The following is a 22,532-nucleotide window of genomic DNA, read 5'->3' as shown; positions in this document are numbered from 1 at the left end:
AGGCTATCCACTTGATGAAACGTCAAAAGCTGACTTGCCGTGTCGCTTCACACCTCGCCTGACGAACGTTACAGGTTCGCAGCTAAGCCAATCGCCCCTCGATCGCATCCCAGATCATCGCGGCTAAATCAGTCCCGTCAAACTCGGAAATCGCCACAATACCCGTAGGCGAGGTGACATTGATCTCAGTGAGATACTTGCCCCCGATTACGTCTATTCCCACAAATGTCAGACCCAAACGCTTCAGTTCCGGCCCCATCGCGGCGCAAATCTCTTGTTCGCGCTGCGTCAGATCAGTCTTCTCAGCACTCCCCCCCATCGCAAGGTTTGAGCGGAACTCGCCCTCGCCCGGAATGCGGTTGATGGCGCCGGCCACCTCACCGTCGATCAAAACGATGCGTTTGTCGCCTTCTGCCACTTCGGGGAGGAAGGGTTGGACCATATGCGGCTCGGGCCAGGTTTGGTTGAACACCTCGAACAGCGCGGTCAGATTGTCTCCATCGGCGGGCACGCGGAAGATCGCTTTGCCGCCATTGCCGTGAATAGGTTTTACCACAACCGCGCCATGCTCAGCCATAAAGCGGCGGACCTCGTCGACCGAGCGGGTCACCAAAGTGGGCGGCATAAATTCGCGGTAGTCGAGCACCATAACCTTTTCAGGCGCATTGCGAACGCTCGCCGGGTCATTGACCACCAGCGTCTCATCCTTGATCCGTTCCAGCAAATGGGTGGCGGTGATATATCCCATGTCAAAAGGCGGGTCCTGGCGCATAAGGATTACGTCGATGTCTTTGCCAAGGTCGAGACGCTGAGCCGCGCCTTTCTCAAAATGGTCGCCCTCAACGCGCTGGACCTTGATCGGATGGGCTTGCGCAAAGAGCCGGTCGTCGGCGTCAAGAGTGAGACTCTCCACGTGATACTCGAACACTTCGTAACCGCGTTCCTGCGCTCCGAGCATGAGCGCAAAAGAGCTGTCGCCTTTGATGTTGATGTTTTCGATGGGGTCCATCTGGACCGCGATCTTGAGTGTCATGTGATCAGTTCCTCAGCTTCAGGGCATCCAGGCGTTTTCGATATGGTCCGGGCGTGTACCGAGTGACAGCAGGATAACGTCAATCCGTATATCATCTGTTGGCGCTGCATAATCGTGTGCCACCGCCTCTACAGCGGCTGCGACGCGGGCCAAACGATGTTCGTCTATCGCGGTCGCAAGATCAGCTTTGCGTGCACGCCATTTGACCTCCGCAAACACCACGAGCCCGGTCTTGCGCGCGATAAGGTCGATTTCACCCAGCCTGGTCTTGCGCCGCTCTCCAATAATCTCGAAGCCTTGTAGCATAAGATATTGCGCCGCTTGCGCCTCGGCTTCGCGACCCTTCCGATCGGCTCGCTGTCTTTTCTCGCTGACGGGTCGCTTTTCGCTCATTGCTGTTTGAGCTCAACTGCGCGGGCATACAGGGTCTGGCGATCAAGCCCGGTCGCCTTGGCGACTGTGCCTGCCGCTTTACTGGCGCTCATACCCTCAAGCGCGGACTTGAGAAGTTCGTCAGGATCAGCCTTCAAGCTCTGCTCAACCGGAGGCCCGACCAGTAAAACGATCTCGCCCTTGGGTGGATGGGCCGCGTAGTGCTGTGCCAACTCGCCCGATGTTCCTGTGCGACATTCCTCGTGCAGCTTGGTGAGCTCGCGCGCCACGGCAATCTCTCTGTCGGGCCATATCTCTCCAATCGCCTTCAAAGAGCGTTCCAGTCGCGGACCAGTTTCGTAGAAGATAAGGGTGGCCTCGATCTCGCCAACATCGTTCAGGACATCGCGGCGGGCCTTGTCCTTGACCGGCAAGAAACCAGCAAAAAGGAAGCGATCGTTGGGAAGGCCACTCAAGGTGAGACCCGCCACCGCCGCGCACGCCCCGGGAATGGTGGTGATCGAAACGCCCGCCGCACGCGCTTCGCGAACGAGGCGATAGCCCGGATCGGATACGAGAGGCGTCCCTGCATCGCTCACCAAAGCAACCGGCTGAGCCAAGGCCGCCTCGACCAGCTTGGCACGGACCGCAGGCGACGCATGGTCGTCATAGCGTTGCATGCGGGTATCTACATCGCACGCTTTGAGCAATTTGCCAGTCACCCTTGTATCTTCGCACGCGATGACGCTAGCGCCGCGCAGAACGTCGATAGCTCGCAACGTTACATCGCCAAGATTGCCAATCGGCGTTGCGACGATATACAAGCCGGGATCAAGGGGTTTGGGATTCATAGATTCAGATGTTGGCACGTTCACAAGTGCTACCTTTGAAGAAAGCTTAGAGGGTCTTCAAGAATGAAGCGGATGGTTTTGTCGGTTTTCGGCACCGGTGGTGTTCGAGCAGGTGTTGTTGCAGCGGCGCGCGGGATCAATCGCCGCAATCTGGCGCTTGCCGGATCGGCCGCATTGCTCGCCGGGTGCCAGGTTGTGCCGCGCACCGAAACGGTCGTGACAGCCCCGCCCCCTGCCCCGACACCGGAACCAAGCGCGACGGCACTTCCTTCCGATGCAACGCGCCACCGTGTCGCCTTGCTTGTGCCAATGGGCGGCAGTGCTGCTCAGGTGGGGCAATCTCTGGCCAACGCGACCACGATGGCGCTGCTCGATACCGCGTCACGCGACAGCAGTACCGATAACCTTCGCATCACCACCTATGACACCTCGAGCGGCGCCAGTGCGGCTGCACGCCAGGCGATTGCGGATGGTAACAAGTTGATTCTCGGACCGCTTCTTGCGGATAACGTCGCAGCGGTCGAAGCGGTCGCCGGGCCAGCCAATGTGCCTGCGATTGCCTTTTCCAACGATGCGAGTGTCGCAAGCAGCACTACCTTCATCATGGGGCACACACCCGAGCAATCGGTGGCGCGCTCTGTGCAATATGCGCGCAAAAACGGGTCTTCCAATTTTGCGGCGCTCTTTCCCGAGGGCGATTATGGTCGAAAAGCCTTCAGCGCCCTGCAAAATTCGCTGAGCGATTTTGGCGGTAGTCTGGTGGGCGCGGAAAGCTATGCGCGTGGCAACACCTCGATCGTGAGCGCTGCGCAACGCCTTCGCACCCGCGGCGGCTATGACACTGTGCTGATTGCGGAAGGCGCGCGGCTTTCAATCATGGCAGCGCCCTATCTTCGCAGCGATGGCGCACAGGGAACGCGTTTGCTCGGAACAGAGCTTTGGAGCGGTGGCAGCGCAATCACTCGTACCAGAGATGTCGATGGCGCTTTGTTCTCGGCCGTTTCAGATGGACGCTTCCGCCGCTTTTCGGACAGTTATGAAGCGCGTTTTGGTACTAAACCGTTCCGCATTGCGACGCTTGGTTATGACGCGGTTCTCCTCACCCTTCGCATTGCGCAGGATTGGCGCGTGGGCGACGATTTCCCCAAATCGCGACTTTATGATCGCGGCGGTTTCGTCGGTGTCGATGGTGCGTTCCGCTTTGGGAGAAGCGGTGTCGCCGAACGCGCACTCGAGGTGCGTCAGGTGCGCGGCAATCAAGTGGTTGCCATCGAGGCTGCGCCCGGAAGCTTTAGCCAGTAACTTTTACCGCGATAACGGCGCAAAACGCCACGGGGCCTTCTTGTGACCCTCGACCGGCTGTGCCTATATCAATCTTATGTCCGACGACCTTTTTGAAAACGCGCCAGCTTCGGGCGGCGACTACGATTCTTCCTCGATTGAAGTTCTTGAAGGCCTCGAACCGGTGCGCCGCCGGCCAGGCATGTATATCGGCGGCACCGACGATCGCGCGCTGCACCATCTGGCGGCCGAAGTGCTGGACAACTCGATGGACGAAGCGGTTGCGGGTCACGCCAACCGGATCGAAGTGCGCCTGGAGGAAGGCAATCGGCTGAGCATTTCGGACAATGGGCGCGGCATTCCGGTCGACGAACACCCCAAGTTTCCGGGCAAGTCCACGCTTGAAGTGATCCTTTCGACGCTCCACTCGGGCGGCAAGTTCTCTGGCAAGGCTTACGCGACCAGCGGTGGCCTTCACGGTGTCGGTGTCAGCGTTGTAAACGCCCTGTCCTCTGCGACACGGGTTGAAGTTGCGCGCGAGAAACAACTTTACGCACAGGAGTTTTCCAAGGGTCAGACCCTCGGGCCGATTGAGGTCGTAGGCGCGGCTCCTAACCGCCGGGGTACGACCGTAAGCTTCACGCCCGACAGCGAAATCTTCGGCGACCGCAAGTTCAAACCGCATCGTCTGTTCAAACTGGCCCGCTCGAAAGCGTACCTGTTTGCCGGTGTTGAAATCCGTTGGAAGTGCGCTGAAAGCCTGACTTCAGATGACGTGCCAGCTGAGGCTGTTTTCAAATTCCCCGGCGGTCTTGCTGATCACCTTGCAGAGCAGGTGGGCGCGCGTGAGTGTGTCACGGCACAACCCTTCACCGGGCGCCAAGAGTTCCCTGATGAAGCAGGCAGCGTCGAATGGGCGATTGCATGGCCCCTCTATTCGGATGGCTCGACCAGCTGGTATTGTAACACCGTCCCCACCCCTGACGGCGGGACGCACGAACAGGGCTTGCGCGGCGCCTTGACCAAGGGCCTTCGCGCTTTTGGCGAGCTTACCGGCGTCAAGAAAGCCAAAGACATCACCGCCGACGACGTGATGACAGGAGCGGAAGTGATGCTCAGCGTCTTTATCCGCGATCCGCAATTCCAGTCCCAGACCAAGGATCGTCTCACCTCACCAGAGGCCGTGCGTTTGGTCGAGAACGCCGTGCGCGACCACTTCGATCACTTCCTCACCGACAATATGGATCGCGGCAAGGCGCTTCTGGGCGAGGTGATGGAGCGTATGGATGAGCGTTTGAAGCGCAAGCAAGAGCGCGAGATCAAACGTAAAACCGCGACAAATGCAAAAAAGCTGCGTCTTCCGGGTAAGCTCACCGACTGCTCTGGCGAAGGCGACAAGGAAACCGAGCTTTTCATCGTCGAAGGCGATTCTGCAGGCGGCTCTGCAAAGCAGGCGCGCGACCGCAAGACGCAGGCGATCCTCCCAATTCGCGGCAAAATCCTCAATGTTGCCAGTGCCAGCGCCGACAAGATCCGTGCAAACTCAGAAATCGCCGACCTAGTCCTCGCGATGGGTTGCGGAACGCGCAAGGACTGCGACCCGGAGAACCTGCGATACGACAGGATCATCATTATGACCGACGCAGATGTCGACGGCGCGCATATCGCAACATTGCTGATGACCTTTTTCTTTCAGGAAATGCCAGAGATCGTGCGCAAGGGTCATTTGTTCCTGGCCCAGCCACCACTTTACCGCCTGACAGCCGGCAAAGAAAGCCGGTACGCCCACGATGACGCGCATCGCGCCGAACTTGAAGAGACGGTTTTCAAAGGCAAAAAGGTCGAGGTCGCTCGTTTTAAAGGCCTTGGCGAAATGAACCCGCAGCAATTGCGCGAAACCACGATGAATACCGAGACGCGCAGCTTGGTGCGCATTACCCTGCCCCAGGAATTCGAGCAGCGCGCAGGCGTCAAGGAACTTGTCGATCAACTCATGGGCCGCAATCCAGAACATCGCTTCAACTTCATCCAGAACCGCGCAGGCGAGATGGACCGCGATATGATTGATGCGTGATCGAAATGACTGATTACAAGGACCCGCGCAAAGAGGACATAGTCTACGGCGATCGTCGTATCTCGCGACCGGATGTCCAACTGCCAGATTGGGATATTCCCGACGGCGCCTATCGCCCGGTTCCAATAGTCTGGTTCACCGGAGCCCTTTTCGCTCAGATTTTCCTGACAGGGCTGTTGTTCGTTGTTTTGAGCGGCGCAAGCGGGTGGCTTTCGATTTTCCTCACCGCCCTTTCCAGCGGGGCCATCGGGGCATGGACCTGGCACCGCGGAATGGGACACGCTGGCTTAGGCTGGCGATTGGCGACGGTGATCATGCTTGCATTCTGGTTTGGTCTGTTTGCGCTCGCGGCAATACCTCGTCTGTGAACTGATGCTCGACACGACTGCAGCGGAAATGTCGCTCGACCAAACTCTTGCGCCCTCGCCCGCACATCCCTATCGCCACGCAAAAGCAACATACGTTTTGAAGGACAACTCATGAGCGACAACACCGGCCAACGCTTTGAAGGCACCAGCAATTACATCGCCACCGACGACCTCAAGGTCGCTGTGGATGCTGCTGTAACGCTTCGTCGTCCGCTGCTGGTCAAAGGTGAGCCAGGCACGGGTAAGACTGTCCTCGCACATGAGATTTCCAAGGCGCTCGGCGCGCCGATGATCGAGTGGAACATCAAATCGACCACCAAGGCGCAGCAGGGCCTTTACGAATATGATGCGGTGGCGCGTCTTCGCGATGGCCAACTTGGCGATGAGCGCGTTCACGACATCAAGAACTACATCAAGAAGGGCAAGCTTTGGGAAGCCTTCACTTCTGAAAAACTTCCCGTCCTTCTTATCGACGAAATCGACAAGGCCGACATCGAGTTCCCGAACGACCTTCTGCAAGAACTCGACCGGATGAGCTTCGATGTTTACGAAACGCAGGAGCGGATCGAGGCGAAAGAGCGCCCAATCGTAGTGATCACCTCGAACAACGAAAAAGAACTGCCGGATGCGTTCCTTCGTCGCTGCTTCTTCCACTATATCAAGTTTCCCGACCGCGACACGATGTCATCGATCATCGACGTTCACTTCCCCGGTATCCAGAAGGCGCTGGTCAAAAAGGCGATGGATGTCTTCTACGAACTTCGCGAAGTGCCGGGTCTCAAGAAAAAGCCGTCCACCAGCGAACTTCTCGACTGGCTGAAGCTTCTTCTCAACGAAGATATGCCTTTGGAAATCCTTCAGGATTCCAACCCGAACAGCGCCATCCCGCCGCTTCACGGCGCTCTGCTCAAAAACGAGCAGGACGTGATGCTGTTTGAACGCCTCGCCTTTATGGCGCGCCGTAACCCGAGCTAAATCCCCGAACCATCAAGAGTGTAGGCGAATTTCAGATCGCCCCAACGCTTGCCATTGATCCGCAGAGGTACATAGGCGCTGCGCACCACTGTGTAGTCGCCTGCCTCAGTGGGCTGGCGGAAAACGGACAGGCGGTAGGGCGCTTCGCTCTTTTGGGCAGCTCTGTCGGCTTCATCGATTATGATAAGGCCATTGCGGCAGAACCTCGTGTCGTGATCGAGATCGCCTGTCGGCTTTTGCGCAAAGCGTTCGTTATGCGTTGGCATGAACCCGTTAAAGTCGGCGCACACGGTTGCGATCGCCTCGCCGACAGTGTCAGTGGACCGGTCAAGGATCGGTTTCCACACCTGCGCGGCAAAGTCGCTTATGCCGGTGGTAAAGCGTTCGGGGGCTGAACCTTCGATCAGCTGGTAGTCCTGATCAAAGACTTGCGCGATACTCACCTCGCCTTTGTTAATCCCCGCCTCGGTTGCAGCGACAAGTTCGCGCGCGACTTCCATCGCGTGGGCCGCCATCGCCTCGTCTTGGGGTGAAAGACCGGCCTGCACAAGGCCATCGAACATGTCGTTGGCGATGCTTTCAAGCCCAACCGCTTCGCTTTGTGCATCGGCAAGCTGTTGTTCGTTGTCGCGGGTGACTTCATCATAACGGACAAGGACATCCTGAACCGATTTCACATGGGTGCTGATCGTTCCGGTTGACCGTGCGATTACGTCGTTCTGCTTATCGACTTCTTCGACGAGTTCGCTGACGCCTTCCATTGTCTTTTCGATCTGCGCCACAGATGCTTTTGCCTTGCCGCTGGCCTGACTGCCGGCCTCGATTTTTCCGATGAATGTATTCGCTTCCTCATCGAGCGAGTTGATCGTCTGGGTGATCTGCTCGGTCGCCTTTCTGGTGTCATTGGCAAGGCCCTTCACCTCATCCGCGACCACAGCAAAGGTGCGTCCGGCATCACCTGCGCGCATCGCTTCGATCGTTGCGTTAAGCGCGAGAATATTGGTGGTTTCAGCGATGTCATCAATATCCTGAGCGCTTCGGCGCACTTGTTCCATCGCCGCAGCAAACGAGGTAACGTGCTGGCCAAGGGTATCAACCATCTCCAGCAAGTCGTTGATTTGGCTCAGCGATGAATGGATATGCGCGGTTCCTTCGTTGAGCCGCTCAATCGCGCGTTCCGAAAGGAGCCGCGCTTCATCACTTGCATCGGATACCTTGGCCTGATCGGCCTCCAGATCGGCGACGGTGCCTTGTAGCGCCTTGTGTTCGGCCCGTAGAGCTTCCGACGATGCGATCACCGCCTCGACCACGCCTGCAACCTGACTGCATCCAACCGTCACCGCGCCGCAGCTTTCAGGGATAGCCTCGAGTGCTGCCGCATTGGTGTTTTCAATTATGATCGGTTTCATTCAGTCATGCCTTTTGCCAAGCGATGGCTACCCATCGTGTGCTTACAACTCCGAGGTAAGCAATCTTGGTTATCGAACCCTTAAGCCGGTCACAAAGCGATGAGGATTTGGGGGGCAGAAGATTTGGAACAATCTTGCGCCATTCCCACTGGCAATTGCCTGGATCGGCGGCTAAACAACCGCCCATGTTTTTCAATTTCATGGATGAGCTGCGCGACGCTGGTATTGGCGCAAGTTTCAAAGAGCATCTGACGCTGCTTGAGGCGCTCGATAAGGACGTGATCGAGCAGACACCTGAGGCGTTTTATTACCTCAGCCGCGCGACCTTCGTGAAAGACGAAGGAATGCTCGACCGGTTTGACCAGGTGTTCCACAAGGTCTTCAAAGGTATCATGTCCGATTACGGGCAAAATCCGGTCGATGTGCCGGAAGATTGGCTCAAGGCCGTCGCCGAGAAATTCCTCACCGAGGAGGAAATGGCAGAGATCGAGAAGATCGGCGATTGGGATGAGCTTATGGAAAAGCTCAAAGAACGCCTTGCCGAGCAGGAAAAACGCCACGAGGGCGGGAACAAGTGGATTGGCACAGGCGGCACATCCCCGTTCGGCAATTCAGGCTACAATCCCGAAGGGGTGCGAATTGGCGGCGAAAGCAAGCACAAGCGCGCGGTCAAAGTCTGGGAAAAACGCGAGTTCAAGAACCTCGACAACACCAAGGAATTGGGAACGAGGAACATCAAGATGGCGCTTCGGCGCCTGCGTCGTTTCGCACGCGAAGGTGCGCAGGATCAACTGGACCTTGATGCGACGATTGATGGCACGGCGAAGCAGGGTTTTCTGGATATTCACATGCGGGCAGAACGCCGCAATGCGGTGAAATTGCTGTTGTTTCTTGATGTTGGCGGGTCGATGGACCCCTTCATTAAACTCTGCGAAGAACTCTTCAGTGCGGCCACTACTGAGTTTAAAAATCTGGAATTTTTCTACTTCCACAACTGCCTTTACGAAGGGGTTTGGAAGGACAACAAGCGCCGCTGGCAGGAGCGGGAAAAAACCTGGGATATCCTGCACAAATACGGTCACGATTACAAAGTGATCTTCGTGGGTGACGCTGCGATGAGCCCCTATGAGATTACCCATGCGGGCGGCTCGGTCGAGCATATGAACGAAGAAGCGGGCGCAGTCTGGATGAAGCGCGTGACCGACACCTATCCTGCAACTGTGTGGCTCAACCCCGTGCCCGAAAAACAGTGGGGCTATTCACAGTCGACCAAGATGCTCAAAGAGCTGGTGAACGACCGCATGTATGGGCTCACGCTCGAAGGTCTGGACGATGCCATGCGCGAGCTGAGCAGGAAACAGGGACACTGACCCTCCGCCCGTCACCCGTGTTGGTGCCGGAGCCAGAAAATCAGTAGAGAAGGTGCGGCTTTACCGCTTGCACCCATGCGGCTTCGTCGGCTGACGCCAGCGCATCGAGATCGTCCGGCGTTGCCGCCGGATTATCGACCCATTCCCGCAGGCTCGGCCCGCCGTTGATCACGTCGATGGCAAGCACGTCGTTCGTGTATTCGTATTTGAAGTCTGTACCGCGCCATAGGTCGTAGTCCGGGTAAAGCCGCCGGATTGCCTTGAACGCGAGAGCCTGAATTCGCCATGGCTTGAACGCCTCGTGATCGTACCCCGGTCCTTCGGCATGGAGCATGATTGAATTGCACAGTTTACCGGCGTGCTTGTGAAAGGTCGGCTCGAACCAGCAGTCGCGCATAGTGACGCCTTCGCACCAATCGGGCGCCAGGCTCAGCATCTCCTCCATCACGGCTTTTGCATCGATGTCGGGCGCGCCGAACAGCACCTCTAGTGGCCGGGTTGTCCCCCTGCCCTCGCTCACCGTTGCGCCTTCGATCATCACCGTTCCGGCATAGCATCGCGCCATATTGAGGCTCGCAGCGTTGGGTGATGGATTCACCCAGATGCGATCCGCGGGCCAGCCATAGCCGCTGGCAACCGCGTTGCCGCCCTTATTCGGGTCCCAGCCTTTCATCGCGACCACTCTATAAGCCACATCCAGAGCGAAGTGTTGGATGAACCAGTGGCCCATCTCACCCATGGTAAGGCCGTGGCGCATCGGCATGGGCGCTGCACCAACAAAGCTTTCGTGTCCCGGCACCAGCATCGTGCCTTCAACCGGCCGGCCCGCTGGATTTGGGCGGTCGAGGACCCATACCTCTTTGCCAAGCTTCTCTGCCTCTTCGAGCAGATAGAGCAGCGTTGTGACAAAGGTGTAGATGCGGCAGCCAAGATCCTGAAGATCATAAAGAAACACATCGGCTGCGCTCATCATCTGACCCGTGGGTCTGCGCACTTCGCCGTAGAGTGAGAACACGGGGATGCCATAACCTGCATCCACCTCATCCTCGGTTTCGACCATGTTGTCCTGTTTATCGCCCTTGAGCCCGTGCTGGGGGCCAAAGGCGGCGGTCACATTGACGCCTGCCGCGATCAAAGCATCGAGGCTGTGCGTCAAATCCTCGGTCACGCTTGCCGGGTGAGCGACCAAAGCAACGCGCTTACCCTTCAGCTCTTCCAGAAGTTCGGGGCTGGTGAGAAGGCGGTCGATTCCAAATTTTACTTGTGAAGTCATGGCCATCGAATTGGCGCACCCTCGCAACAAACGCAATCCCGGATGCGAAGCTTCTGTTTCCGAATCCCGCAGGATGCGTGTAGGGCAGCGCATATGGAAATCGACTGGACTTTAGCAGGTGTTGCCGCGGCGTGGGCCATCATACTTGGCGGGGCTGGCGGCGCGCTGACCGAGATCGGTGAGTGGTATCACAATCTTGAAAAACCCAGTTGGCAACCACCTGATTGGCTTTTTGGGCCAGCCTGGACAATCATTCTGGGTCTTTCGGGTTGGAGCCTATATCTCGCTTGGTCGCAAACCGATCTGGAGTTTGAACACATTGCGTTGGCGACTTTGTTCGGGACGAATTTCGTCCTTCACCTCGCGTGGTCACCGCTGTTTTTCAAGGCGAAGCGTCCTGATTGGGCGCTTATCGAGAATGTGTTCTTGTGGCTCTCCGTCGCGGCTCTGTGCTACTGGTTGTCAGGGTATTCTGGAATAGTTCCCTGGTTGAATGTGCCATATCTTCTCTGGGTTACTTTCGCCTTCGCGCTGAACTGGAAAGTGGTGCAACTGAACAAGCCGTTTGGAATCGCGTAACCCGACGATATCGTCAAAGGTTCGACCTTATTCGCGGTCTAGCACCCACTGGCGGCAGGCTTCGGAATGGAAATCCGGTTTACCCGGAGGAAACGCCAGAGCCCAATATTGTATGGCACCATCCGCGTTTTCGATCACGGCAGATAGGCCCACTTGGGCAGGCGCCGTAAGCGGCGCTGCGATGCACGCTTTGAGCGTCAGCCCCCTGTCCGACTGCAACGTGCTGATCGTGATGGCCTCAACTGCCGCTTCGTGCATGCCCTCGCGCCAGTGGTCGAACCCATAGGCAGCCCATCGTCCGCACGGGGACAGGTTGAATTCGGTGTAGGCGGGCTGACCAAGCGGTTGCCAGAAAATTTCGAGACAGGTCGACTTCCAAAGCCCGTCGGTGCGTTCACTTGGACCTGTCTCGGGCAAACGGATGCGATCAATCGCGCCATCCAAATGGAAATTCGCCTCCAATCCTACCTCGCTCGCCTCAATATTGGCGGTCACAGCCTTGATCGGGCCAAGGTCGCACGGGTGATGGAGCATCAAGGGTTTCATCGGCTCCGTATCGCCAAGCTGGACAAGGCGCGCAAGTGGCTTTCCCGCAGCCGCCCACACTGTTAAGCGCTTGGCGCTATGACATACGAATCCGATCTGTTGCGCTTGCTCGAGAGCCGCGGCCACCTGCACCAAATCACCGATCCGGGCGCATTGGACGCGCGCGCCAAAAAGCAGATCATTACCGGTTATGTGGGATTTGATCCCACGGCCGCGTCGCTTCATATCGGCAACCTTGCCTCCATCATGCTGCTCAAGCGTTTGCAGCAGGCAGGCCACCGCCCGATTGTCATCCTCGGGGGCGGCACTGCCAAGGTGGGCGATCCTTCGGGCAAGGATGAAACACGCCAATTTATGACCGATGAAAGGCTGGCCAACAACATTGCCGGCATTAAAGGCAGTTTTGAGCGAATGCTTGATTTCAGCGATACCGAAACCGGCGCGCTGATTATCAACAATGACGATTGGCTGAGTGAGCTCGGTTATATCGAATTGCTGCGCGATGTGGGGCCGCATTTCACGATCAACCGGATGCTGACCTTTGATTCGGTGAAGACGCGCCTCGACCGGGAACAGCCATTAAGCTTTCTCGAATTCAATTACATGATCATGCAAGCGTATGATTACCTCGTGCTCGCGCGCGATTACGGCTGTTTGCTGCAGCTTGGCGGGTCTGATCAATGGGGCAATATCGTTAACGGGATCGAGCTTAACCGCCGCATCGATGCGCGAGAGGTTTACGGCGTGACCGCCCCTCTGATCACGCGAGCCGATGGCGCAAAGATGGGCAAGTCGGTCGATGGCGCGATCTGGCTTAACGAGGATGCGCTTCCGGCCTATGATTTCTGGCAATACTGGCGCAACACCGACGACCGCGACGTTGGTAAGTTCCTGCGGCTATTCACGGATGTGCCACTGGACGAAATCGCCCGGTTGGAGGCGCTAGAAGGTGCGGAAATCAACGAGGCGAAGACCATCCTTGCCAATGAGGTTACCGCAATGGTGCGCGGAGCCGGTGCCGCGAAAGCAGCGGAAGCGACCGCGCGCGAAACATTTGCTGGCGGCGGGGCGGGCGAAGATTTGCCGAGCTATGCCGCAGGCACAGGCGGTGAGCGTTTGCTCAATATCCTCACCGGCATTGGATTTACCGCGTCAAATGGCGAAGCTAAGCGCAAGATTGCCGAAGGCGCGGTCAAGATCGACGGGGATGTCATTCTGGACGCAGGCTTTGTTGTGCATGTGCACGAAGGGCAGGCGCTAAAACTCAGCCTCGGCAAAAAGAAGCACGGCCTCATCACTCCCTGACCCTAGCGCGTTTTGCCAGTGGTTTGGCGCATCATGCGCGGCCGAAAGACGCTCTAAAGTGGCGGGGCAGCTCAAAGTGTCCCAGCCGCTTTACCAATTATCAGCCTTTCCCCTGCATTTACTTCTTATCCCGGATGGTCCGGGGCAGGTATGAATGGAGGGCTTGGCCTGTGGCATCCGGAGCGAATCTGAGTGTAACCGATATGCGGCGCGCTGCGCGCCACCCCGTGGACTTTCCAGTGATCGTCGAGCATTTTTCCTCAGGCGACCTTAATTTGCACGTGTGTAATCTTTCTGCACATGGTTTCATGGTTGATGACGCGGCGCAGCTTTCTCGCGGAGACCGTGTGATCATCCGCTTGCCCGTTGTTGGTCGCATTGAGGCTTATGTCATCTGGACCAGAGAAGAGCGCGCAGGCTTTCAATTCGAGCGTATCATCCGTCTCGATGACTTTGTTGCGATGATTGACACGCTTCAGCCAAACCCCCGCCTTCGCCGCAACCGCTAGGCGCGTCGTCCCCCTCGTCGCAGAGCGACTAAACTCAAGCTTTATATAGTCACCGAAACGCTGCGCTTGGCATTGCTGCGCGGCGCTGTCATGGCGTGTTGGTGATTACAAAAGCCGCCACTCACCCGCTTCAGGTCCATAATTTTCGCGCCTATTTGACCTCGCGCTTTGCGATGACGCTTGGGCAGTATGCGATGATCCTCATCATCGGATGGCAAACGTATAATCTGGCACGCGACGGGGGCATGAGCATTCCAGCGGCCTCGGGGCAATTGGCGCTCATTGGCCTGCTGCAGTTTCTCCCGCTGTTTGTGCTCACACCCTTTACCGGGCTTGCCGCAGACAGGTTCGACCGGCGGTTGTTGGGGCTTCTGACGATCCTCTTGCAGCTGGTTTGTGCAGGCATCCTTGGATGGTTCACCCATGCAGGGACTTTAACCCTCCCTGTTCTTTTTAGTGTGGCCGTCTTGCTCGGCATTGCGCGGGGATTTGCCGGCCCTGCCCTTTCCGCGCTTGCTCCCAACCTTGTGCCAAAAGAGATTTTGCCCACCGCCATCGCGGTTTCGACCGTAGCGTGGCAAATGGGCTCGATCCTGGGTGCAGCGATGGGCGGCTATCTTTACGCGATACTGCCCTCCCTCCCCTATATTGTTGCCGGCGGATTGTTCCTGCTTGGATTTGTGGGATTGAGCCTTGTGGGCAAGGTTCCCCAACCTGCGATGAAGAAAGACCAGCGGCCGATCGGCGCAATCCTTGACGGTCTTCAATACGTGGGCCGCAACAAGATGGTTCTGGGGGCAATCACTCTCGACCTCTTTGCCGTGTTTCTCGCAGGAGCCAATGCGCTTCTTCCGGTGTTCGCGCGAGACATCCTGGCGGTGGGCGCAGACGGTCTGGCGCAATTGGCAATGGCACCGGGAATTGGCGCTGCGCTCACTGCGGCCTATTTCTCTTTCCGCCCATTAAGGACCCAAGTTGGTCCAAAGATGCTTTGGGCGGTGTTTGTCTTTGGCCTTGCGACCATCGTCTTTGCATTTTCACGCAACATGGCGCTCAGCCTCGCGATGCTTTTCATCATCGGTTCTGCTGACATGTTCAGCGTCTATGTGCGCCAATCCTTGATCCAGCTGCACACACCCGATGACAAGCGCGGGCGCGTTTCTTCGGTCAGCATGATGACGATCAGCGCGTCCAACGAGGGGGGCGACGCTTTCTCGGGCGCCCTTGCTTACGCAATTGGCCCGGTTGCCGCTCTGGTCGCAGGTGGCATGGGCGCTATTGTAACCGTTCTTTTGTGGAGCCGCGTATTCCCGGTGCTAAGAACAACAAAGTCCTTCGATCCGCCCGATCATTTGCTAGAAGAAGGCCAACAGCCACAGACTCAGGCCCAGAATTCACAGGGAGCTTAACCCATGAAAGCCGCCAATATTCTCGAAACCATCGGCAACACACCGCACATCCGGTTGTCCAAACTGTTCCCCGATCACGAGGTCTGGCTGAAATCAGAGCGCGCCAATCCCGGCGGCTCGATCAAGGACCGCATTGCGCTTGCCATGGTCGAAGATGCGGAGGCGAAAGGGCTTTTGGAGCCTGGCGGAACCATCGTTGAACCAACCAGCGGCAATACCGGTATCGGCCTTGCCATGGTCGCCGCAGTCAAAGGATATACCCTCGTTCTCGTCATGCCGGAAAGTATGTCGATAGAGCGGCGCCGCCTGATGCTTGCCTATGGAGCGACCTTCGACCTTACGCCCAAGGAAAAGGGAATGAAGGGTGCGATCGCGCGCGCGACTGAGATCGTTGAAACGACCGACGGCGCCTGGATGCCGAGCCAGTTTGACAATGGCGCGAACCCCGAAGTGCATGCGCGCACAACGGCCAAAGAAATTCTCAGCGATTTCGCTGATGCGCCTATCGATGTGATGATTACCGGCGTCGGCACTGGCGGTCACCTTACGGGTTGCGCGGAAGAGCTGAAGAAGCACTGGAGCGGTTTCAAGGCTTACGGTGTTGAGCCTGTACTTTCCCCCGTCATCAATGGCGGCGAACCCGGCCCTCACCCGATTCAAGGGATTGGCGCTGGCTTCATCCCCGGAAACCTTCATACCGACGCCATCGACGGCGCGATCAAGGTGGATGCCGACGAGGCCAAGGAAATGGCTCGGAGGGCCGCCCGCGAAGAGGGCATGTTGGTCGGCATCTCTTCAGGTGCAACGCTTGCCGCCATCGCGCAGAAACTGCCTGAACTGAACGCAGGTGCGCGGGTCATGGGCTTCAATTACGATACGGGTGAGCGTTATCTATCCGTGCCGGATTTCCTGCCGGTTGAATAGAGCCCGGTGGCGGACGAGCAATGCAAGAGCAGGAGAAAGGCCCCGAGACGAGACCGTGGATCATCTGGGTAGGCTCTAAGCTGCGCTCGCGCATCGACCAGATCAGCACCGCCAGTTCGAAGATCCCGGTCAAGCCAATCCTGAGCGAAAAACACTTCGACTGGACCAGGCATATCGCTGATCATTGGGAGGAAGTCGCCGCGGAAGCGGAGGCGGTCGTCAAACACCGCGATGCGATCCCGCCTTTACGCGAGCTTTCGCCTGACCACCGCAACACCGGGCGCGATGGGAAATGGCGCTCGTTTTTCCTCATCGGCTACGGCTACAAGGTCCCCGAAAACTGCGGCCGCGCTCCCAAGACCGCTGCGCTGATGGAGAAAGTGCCGGATTTGAACTCTGCCTTTTTCTCCATCCTCGATCCGGGGGCAACCATCCCTCCTCACCGCGGAGTTACGCGGGGGCTCATTACCTGTCATCTCGGAGTGAAAGTCCCGAAAGACACTTCCAACTGCTGGATCGAAGTCGAAGGTCAACGCGCCCATTGGAAGAACGGCGAATGGCTCATTTTCGACGATTGCTTCGTGCATCAGGTCGCCAATGAAACGGACGAGACGCGCGTCATTCTGCTCGTTCAGGTGAAGCGCCCGATGCGCTTTCCCGGCAAGCTCGTCCACGACGCATGGCTTTGGGCCATTCGTAAGTCGCCTTTCGTACAAGACGCGCGCAAGAACTTCGACAAATGGGAAGAGGCCTTCGCAATTGCAGAGGCGAACGAGGAAGTGTGATGACCAAACTGGAAACTGTCGATTACGCCGATGGCGATACGGCGCTGCGGGGATTGTTCGCAAATCCCCGCGGAACTGCACGCGCGGCGATCACGATTTACCCGACCTTTATGAACACAACGCCGGGTGTCGAAGAGAAAGCGTTGCGACTGGTGGAAGAAGGTTATGCGGTTTTTATCGGCGACTTCTACGGACCAGCTGCGCCGTCGACATTTGACGAGGCTTTCACCGCCATGGAAACCCTGACAAGCGATCCCGCTGCGATGCGCACGCGACTTCGCGCCTCACTTGACACAATGCGAAAGCTTACCAACGCAATCCCACAGCTTGCGATTGGATATTGCCTTGGCGGTAAGGCGGTCCTCGAAATGGCGCGCGAGGGACAGGATTTGGTCGCTGTTGCCAGCTTTCACGGGCTGCTCGACACGCCCTTGCCCGCGAGCGACAAGATCAAGCAGCGTATCCTCGTCTGCCATGGTGACGCCGACGCGATGGTCCCGCGCGCACAAGTCCTGGCCTTCTGGGAAGAAATGGATGCTGCCGATGCGGATTGGCATTTCCATTCCTACGCAGGCGTCGATCATGGATTTACAATGCCGGTCCGCTTCGACGGCGCCGCAAATCCCGCCTTCGACAAGAGCGCTGAACAACAAAGCTGGAACGCGATGCTTGCGTTGTTCAACGAATGCCTCGACTGAACCCTATTCGCTAATCGAAACGGTTTCCCCGATACGCGCCGCCTCGATCTCCTCGTCGGAGAACGGCAGGCGGTGCCATTCCTTGGCCGAGTAAAGCCGCGTTTGATCAGCGTAGAAGGGCGATGCTGGATTGGCGCTTTGCGAATAGCTCAGGATTGCATCGGCGACGGGGCCATCGTCATCAAAACCGATAATCTGGATATAGCTTGAGCCATGGCGCGGGGTCAGGCCGCCTTCGATCTCAATTGATTCCTGCATGTTGAGAATACCCGCAAGGCCCGTTGCGCCGTGGATGGGAATTGACTCTTCGCCATCCATACGAGTCTGCACCATGCCCCATGGCGCGTCGAGAGCGATGCCTTTGGCGGTGAGCTCTTCGGCGGCCTCGCCAAGCTTTTCGAGCATGGGGGCGCCCGCCTTAAATCCGGATGGCGTTGCTATGGGCGCGTCCTTGTCGAAGGGCACCTCCCACAAGTCATTGGACCGGCGAACCTTGTCCCAGAAGGCAAGGAATAGGTGTGCGCCGTTGCTGTCGATATTTACGCGGCGATCCCAATTGGCGAGCACGCCGCAGGCCTCGGAAAGCGAATTGCTACCCTCGCATTCTGCGAGCAACGCATCGAGCGTCATGTCGGCGGCAAGCACCTTATTGCCGAAAACGAGTTCCTTGGCGCGGGCGTGATCCATTGGTGCTTCGGCAAGGGTCGCCTCTGTCTCGGTGTAGTTCGAGCGGGAGCGCAAGGAGAGCTGGGTCTTATACGCGCCGAGGATCGGCGAGAGTTCGCGGTATGGCTCGCCCGCGTGGCTCAACCAATAGCTGTCATTGGAATTGGTCACGTAATCGGTGCGGGTTCGCGATGCCTGATCGCTTGCGGGCAGGAGCCAGGGGACCGCGCCTTCGCTTGCCACCGCGCTCCAGTCACAGGCCGAGCGGGTGCCGTCCAGCAGTGTCACCTGGTCGGCGACCATTCCGGAAAACGGCGTCCCGCAGGTCTGAGCGAACTCTGGGCTCACGTTCGGGACCGCGGTGATGTCCGCGTGAAGCGCGTTGCCCTCGCGATCGGCTGCGATGGTGTTCACCCACGGAATACCGAGCGTTTCGCTGACCGCGGCCTCGACTTCGCCGACATTGCTCGCCCTGCCCATTTGCAGCCATGTATCCATGCCGCGCTGGTTGCCGGAGTTTGCGTCTTTCAGAGCGAAGGCCATGCTCGGCTGCCATTGCATCGGCGTGCCTTCGACTGTGACGATCCGCCCGAATTGCGTGGAGTAGAGCGTGCGTTCAACCGGCTCCTCGCCTTCTGGCATGGGGACGCTGACCGTGATCTCTTCCATCGGCACGCTCTCACCATCGACCATGTAGTACGTCGGGTCCGAAGGATCGAGCGCCAGCATATAGACGGTGAAATGGCGCGCCTTCGTAACCGTATGGGTCCAGGCGACATCCTTGTTAAAGCCAAGCGTTGGCAACGGCGTACCGGCAAGCCCCACTCCCATCACGTCATAGCCATCGGGCCCGCGCACATGCATCTGCCAGAAGCGCGCTGGTCCCTCCCACGGGAAGTGGGGGTTGCCGATAAGAAGGCCCTTGCCATCCGCAGTCACATCCGAGCCAAAGGCCCAGCCATTGCTGCCATAGCTAGGCTCGGGCGGCGCAGGGAATGTGAGGGTTTTGATCTTCGCCGAGGCCTGCCCGCCGCTCGGCGGCTGTGCATTTGCAATCCCGCCTGCAAGCGCGAGCGAACTCGCGAGCAGCATGGTTTTTTCAGTCAGGCGCAGCATATCGTCCGACGTAATCGGGCGCACCCAATCGGCATCGCGGCATCGCTCTGGCAGGGTCGAAACAGGGTTGTCGTACAAGAAGCGGTTATAGCCCGCCACATATCCCGCCATCAGCGCCTGTGTCTCAGTGCTCGTTTGTTGCGCCCCTTCGCGCAGGGCGGGCAAGTCAATCTGACTGCGGAAAAAGATGTCGGAGGTGAGGTTGTCTGCGCCCCTTAAGCCGAGCTCGTTTTTGCCTTCTGGCCCGAAAAAGAGCGATCGCTCCCCCCGCACGCTGACGAATTCTTCGGCCAGCATGCAGATATTATCCTCGGCATAAGCATAGGCGACGCCGTAGCCCACCCCTTCCCATGTTCCGGCATCGATATGCGCGATATTGTGCGTGGTACGAGTGATCTCGGCGCTGTACGGGCTGTGATCGTCAGCGAGCGCAGCGCCGGCCAAAGCGGTTGATGCCAGAAGCGCCCCAAATCCCTGAGCCAATACGCGCATAATCTCTCTCCCAAAATTGCTTGCGTCGCAGGCTATTGGGAGAGCCATCATCTGGCAAGCGCGATGCACGAGGAAAAGCCCCCGCCAGCACGAAGCTAACGAGGGCCTTGTGATCTTCCGATCAAGTGAATGCTTAGGCGGCGGTTGAGAACGCCTCTTCTGGAAGCGCCATCATGTTTTCGCTGCCCGCCTCAAGCTTGCGACGAAGCGCGCCTGCGTCTGGCAGAAAACGCTCTGCATAGTAAGCAGCCGAGGTCATCTTTGCTTCGTAGAACGCTTTATCGTCCGGATTGCCAGCAAGCGCTGCCGAAGCAGTTTTGACTTGCTTCAACCAGAAGAAGCCAAGCGTCACGATGCCCATGATGTGCATGTAGTGGTGCGCGCCTGCGCCAAGGTGATTGGGGTTCGACATTGCATTTTGCATGAACCACATGGTCGCTTGCTTCTGCTCGCCAAGTGCTTTTTCAAGCTTGCCAGCGAAGTCCGCGAGCGCTTCGTTTTCTTTGGCGTCTGCAATCTCATCGTCAATCATCTTGAAGAACGCCTGGATCGCGCGGCCGCCCTTGCTTGCAAGTTTGCGCCCGCAAAGATCCATCGCCTGAACGCCGTTGGTGCCTTCATAGATCATTGCGATGCGGGCATCGCGCACGAACTGTTCCATGCCCCACTCGCGCACATAGCCGTGGCCGCCATAAACCTGCTGCATATTGTTGGCGATGTCATAGCCCTTGTCGGTGCCGTAGCCCTTGATGACCGGGGTCATGAGACCGATAAGATCGTCGGCAAGCTGACGCTCTTCTTCGGTTTGCGCCTTGTGCGTGAGGTCTACTTGAAGAGCGCCCCAAAGGCACAGCGCGCGCATGCCTTCGTTGAAGACTTTCGCGTCCATCAACATCCGGCGCACATCGGGGTGCACGAAGATCGGATCGGCCTTTGCTTCCGGTTCGGCAGAACCGGAAAGCGCGCGGCCCTGGCGGCGGTCCACCGCATAGCTGACGGCGTTCTGATAAGAAACTTCTGCCTGAGCAAGCCCCTGAAGGCCCACACCCAGACGCGCCGCGTTCATCATCACGAACATGGCGGCAAGACCCTTGTTCTCTTCGCCCAGCATATAGCCTGTCGCCTCGTCGTAGTTGAGGACGCAGGTTGCATTGCCGTGGATGCCCATCTTCTTCTCAATCGAACCACACGTGACGCCATTGCGCTCGCCCGGTTCGCCGTTCTCATCAAGAATGAACTTGGGTACGATAAAGAGCGAAATGCCCTTCGAACTGTCCGGTGCACCGGGCGTTTTCGCAAGCACAAGGTGAATGATGTTGCTGGTCAGGTCATGCTCGCCTGCCGAGATAAAGATCTTGGTGCCGGTGATCTTGTAAGAGCCATCGGCCTGCGGTTCAGCCTTCGTGCGGATGAGGCCCAAGTCAGTGCCGCAATGCGGTTCTGTCAGGTTCATTGTGCCCGACCACTCGCCCGAGATCATTTTCGGGAGGTAAGCTTCTTTCTGTTCCTGAGTGCCCGCCGCTTCGAGAGCGGCAGAGGCGCCATTGGTGAGGCCGGGATACATGCCAAACGCCTGATTGGCAGCAGCGGTGAACTCCTCTACCACCATGGCAAGCGTGTGCGGGAGACCTTGGCCGCCAAACTCCTCCGGCTTTGCCAAAGTGCCCCACCCCCCCTCAACATAGGCATCATAAGCTTCTTTAAAGCCTTTCGGGGTGGTCACCGACCCGTCTTCATGGCGGGTGCATCCCTCTTCGTCGCCCGATTGGTTAATCGGTGCGAGGACTTCGGAACAAAACTTGCCCGCCTCGTTCACGATCGTGTCGATCAGATCCTGTGATGCGTTCTCGAATCCCGGCAGGTTGCCGTAGCTTGCGAGATCAAGCATCTCGTTGAGGACAAAGCGCGTGTCGCGCGTCGGAGCGGTATAGGTTGGCATCGGGTGATCCCTTTTATCGAAGCGTTATAGGTTAGTAACGGGGGTGAAATGCGAGCGGCTAGAGGTCGAGCTTCTCGATCTCTTTCACAAATTCGCTGAGCTCTTTGATCGACGAATCGATATCGGCACGCTGCTCTTTCAGCTTGGAGATATGGGCGCGGCATCGTTCGATGGTGACCCGGCGCTGTTCCACCCGGCCATCATCGAGATCGTAAAGGTCGATCATCTCGCGAATTTCAGTAAGGCTGAACCCGACATTCTTGGCGCGCATGATCCAGGCAAGTCGAGCCCGGTCGCGCTTTGAATAAACCCGGGTAAGGCCAACGCGGGCCGGGCTAATCAGCCCTTCGTCTTCATAGAAACGAAGCGCACGTGCTGTGCAGCCGAATTCCGATGTGAGATCAGAAATCGAAAACTGTTCGCGTGCCAGGTCATCCGGGCGGTCAAGGTGTGCCCCCTGCCGACGGGAATCTTCTCTGCGTGTGCCCTCAGCCTGTGAGCGATTGTCAGCGAGCGATTCAGAATGCGTGTCCATGGGCAAGGAATTACCTTACCCTT

Annotated in this window: 21 protein-coding genes; 12 read left to right on the top strand and 9 right to left on the bottom strand. The window is 57.8% G+C overall.

The genetic code is table 11. The features are described 5' to 3' along the window. Positions 1-82: 82 nt before the first annotated feature. Genes gshB through rsmI form a run of 3 tightly spaced genes read right to left on the bottom strand, consistent with a single transcriptional unit; the run spans position 83 to position 2,256 of the window. On the bottom strand, positions 83-1,033 hold the full coding sequence (gene gshB, locus MWU38_RS14760) for a glutathione synthase (RefSeq protein WP_247272547.1): 951 nt from the start codon (positions 1,031-1,033) through the stop codon (positions 83-85). Positions 1,034-1,051: 18 nt separating this feature from the next. Next, a complete protein-coding gene (locus MWU38_RS14755) occupies positions 1,052-1,426 on the bottom strand; it encodes a YraN family protein (protein ID WP_247272546.1) in 375 nt (124 codons plus the stop codon). Continuing rightward, complete coding sequence (rsmI, locus tag MWU38_RS14750; RefSeq protein ID WP_247272545.1) at positions 1,423-2,256, bottom strand: 16S rRNA (cytidine(1402)-2'-O)-methyltransferase; 834 nt, start codon at positions 2,254-2,256, stop codon at positions 1,423-1,425. The genes MWU38_RS14755 and rsmI overlap by 4 nt, the downstream gene beginning before the upstream one ends. 63 nt (positions 2,257-2,319) lie before the next feature. Between rsmI and MWU38_RS14745 the strand changes: the two genes are divergently transcribed. The 4 genes from MWU38_RS14745 to MWU38_RS14730 all read left to right on the top strand — a co-directional run bounded on the left by MWU38_RS14745 (position 2,320) and on the right by MWU38_RS14730 (position 6,954). Then, a complete protein-coding gene (locus MWU38_RS14745) occupies positions 2,320-3,558 on the top strand; it encodes a penicillin-binding protein activator (protein ID WP_247272544.1) in 1,239 nt (412 codons plus the stop codon). 76 nt (positions 3,559-3,634) lie between these two features. Beyond that, positions 3,635-5,611 (top strand): DNA topoisomerase IV subunit B, encoded by a 1,977-nt coding sequence (gene parE, locus MWU38_RS14740; RefSeq protein WP_247272543.1) that lies wholly within the window; start codon positions 3,635-3,637, stop codon positions 5,609-5,611. Positions 5,612-5,616: 5 nt separating this feature from the next. Further along, on the top strand, positions 5,617-5,979 hold the full coding sequence (locus tag MWU38_RS14735; protein WP_247272542.1) for a hypothetical protein: 363 nt from the start codon (positions 5,617-5,619) through the stop codon (positions 5,977-5,979). Between the two features lie 111 nt (positions 5,980-6,090). Then, positions 6,091-6,954, top strand: a complete 864-nt coding sequence (locus MWU38_RS14730) for a MoxR family ATPase (RefSeq protein ID WP_247272541.1) — start codon at positions 6,091-6,093, stop codon at positions 6,952-6,954. Here MWU38_RS14730 and MWU38_RS14725 read toward each other — a convergent pair. Beyond that, positions 6,951-8,363 (bottom strand): methyl-accepting chemotaxis protein, encoded by a 1,413-nt coding sequence (locus MWU38_RS14725; protein WP_247272540.1) that lies wholly within the window; start codon positions 8,361-8,363, stop codon positions 6,951-6,953. The genes MWU38_RS14730 and MWU38_RS14725 overlap by 4 nt on opposite strands. Positions 8,364-8,548: 185 nt before the next feature. Here MWU38_RS14725 and MWU38_RS14720 point away from each other — a divergent pair, with 185 nt between their 5' ends. Continuing rightward, the gene (locus tag MWU38_RS14720) at positions 8,549-9,733 is read left to right on the top strand and encodes a VWA domain-containing protein (RefSeq protein ID WP_247272539.1); all 1,185 of its coding nucleotides are present in this window, start codon (positions 8,549-8,551) and stop codon (positions 9,731-9,733) included. A 40-nt stretch (positions 9,734-9,773) separates the two neighbouring features. Here MWU38_RS14720 and MWU38_RS14715 read toward each other — a convergent pair whose 3' ends face one another. Then, entirely contained in the window at positions 9,774-11,006 is a 1,233-nt protein-coding gene (locus tag MWU38_RS14715) for a DUF1343 domain-containing protein (protein WP_247272538.1), read from the bottom strand. A 93-nt stretch (positions 11,007-11,099) separates the two neighbouring features. Here MWU38_RS14715 and MWU38_RS14710 point away from each other — a divergent pair, with 93 nt between their 5' ends. Continuing rightward, on the top strand, positions 11,100-11,585 hold the full coding sequence (locus MWU38_RS14710) for a TspO/MBR family protein (RefSeq protein WP_247272537.1): 486 nt from the start codon (positions 11,100-11,102) through the stop codon (positions 11,583-11,585). Positions 11,586-11,612: 27 nt separating this feature from the next. On the opposite strand, the gene MWU38_RS14705 is transcribed toward MWU38_RS14710, so the two are convergent. Beyond that, positions 11,613-12,131, bottom strand: a complete 519-nt coding sequence (locus MWU38_RS14705; RefSeq protein ID WP_247272536.1) for a DOMON-like domain-containing protein — start codon at positions 12,129-12,131, stop codon at positions 11,613-11,615. Between the two features lie 78 nt (positions 12,132-12,209). On the opposite strand from MWU38_RS14705, the gene tyrS reads away from it, so the two are divergent. The 6 genes from tyrS (at position 12,210) to MWU38_RS14675 (ending at position 17,761) form a co-directional block, all read left to right on the top strand. Beyond that, positions 12,210-13,436, top strand: a complete 1,227-nt coding sequence (tyrS, locus tag MWU38_RS14700; RefSeq protein WP_247272535.1) for a tyrosine--tRNA ligase — start codon at positions 12,210-12,212, stop codon at positions 13,434-13,436. A 170-nt stretch (positions 13,437-13,606) separates the two neighbouring features. Beyond that, positions 13,607-13,945 (top strand): PilZ domain-containing protein, encoded by a 339-nt coding sequence (locus MWU38_RS14695; RefSeq protein ID WP_247272534.1) that lies wholly within the window; start codon positions 13,607-13,609, stop codon positions 13,943-13,945. Between the two features lie 98 nt (positions 13,946-14,043). Further along, a complete protein-coding gene (locus tag MWU38_RS14690) occupies positions 14,044-15,354 on the top strand; it encodes an MFS transporter (protein WP_281494683.1) in 1,311 nt (436 codons plus the stop codon). A gap of 3 nt (positions 15,355-15,357) precedes the next feature. Then, the gene (gene cysK / locus MWU38_RS14685; RefSeq protein ID WP_247272533.1) at positions 15,358-16,278 is read left to right on the top strand and encodes a cysteine synthase A; all 921 of its coding nucleotides are present in this window, start codon (positions 15,358-15,360) and stop codon (positions 16,276-16,278) included. 20 nt (positions 16,279-16,298) lie between these two features. Next, positions 16,299-17,063, top strand: coding sequence for an aspartyl/asparaginyl beta-hydroxylase domain-containing protein (locus MWU38_RS14680; RefSeq protein ID WP_247272532.1), 765 nt, complete (start codon positions 16,299-16,301; stop codon positions 17,061-17,063). Further along, positions 17,063-17,761: a dienelactone hydrolase family protein gene (locus MWU38_RS14675; RefSeq protein WP_247272531.1), complete on the top strand. Its 699-nt coding sequence runs from the start codon at positions 17,063-17,065 to the stop codon at positions 17,759-17,761. The genes MWU38_RS14680 and MWU38_RS14675 overlap by 1 nt, the downstream gene beginning before the upstream one ends. A 3-nt stretch (positions 17,762-17,764) precedes the next feature. Here MWU38_RS14675 and MWU38_RS14670 read toward each other — a convergent pair whose 3' ends face one another. From MWU38_RS14670 to MWU38_RS14660, 3 genes are all read right to left on the bottom strand, one after another. After that, positions 17,765-20,035, bottom strand: coding sequence for a penicillin acylase family protein (locus MWU38_RS14670; RefSeq protein ID WP_247272530.1), 2,271 nt, complete (start codon positions 20,033-20,035; stop codon positions 17,765-17,767). Between the two features lie 133 nt (positions 20,036-20,168). After that, positions 20,169-21,974, bottom strand: a complete 1,806-nt coding sequence (locus MWU38_RS14665; RefSeq protein ID WP_247272529.1) for an acyl-CoA dehydrogenase C-terminal domain-containing protein — start codon at positions 21,972-21,974, stop codon at positions 20,169-20,171. 58 nt (positions 21,975-22,032) lie between these two features. Further along, complete coding sequence (locus tag MWU38_RS14660) at positions 22,033-22,509, bottom strand: MerR family DNA-binding transcriptional regulator (RefSeq protein ID WP_247272528.1); 477 nt, start codon at positions 22,507-22,509, stop codon at positions 22,033-22,035. Between the last annotated feature and the right edge of the window lie 23 nt (positions 22,510-22,532).

It is taken from the genome of Qipengyuania sp. S6317L1 (genome assembly GCF_023015615.1).
Taxonomy (GTDB): domain Bacteria; phylum Pseudomonadota; class Alphaproteobacteria; order Sphingomonadales; family Sphingomonadaceae; genus Erythrobacter.
The sequence above is the reverse complement of the archived record's forward strand: the minus strand, read 5'-3'. Positions and strand labels throughout refer to the sequence as shown.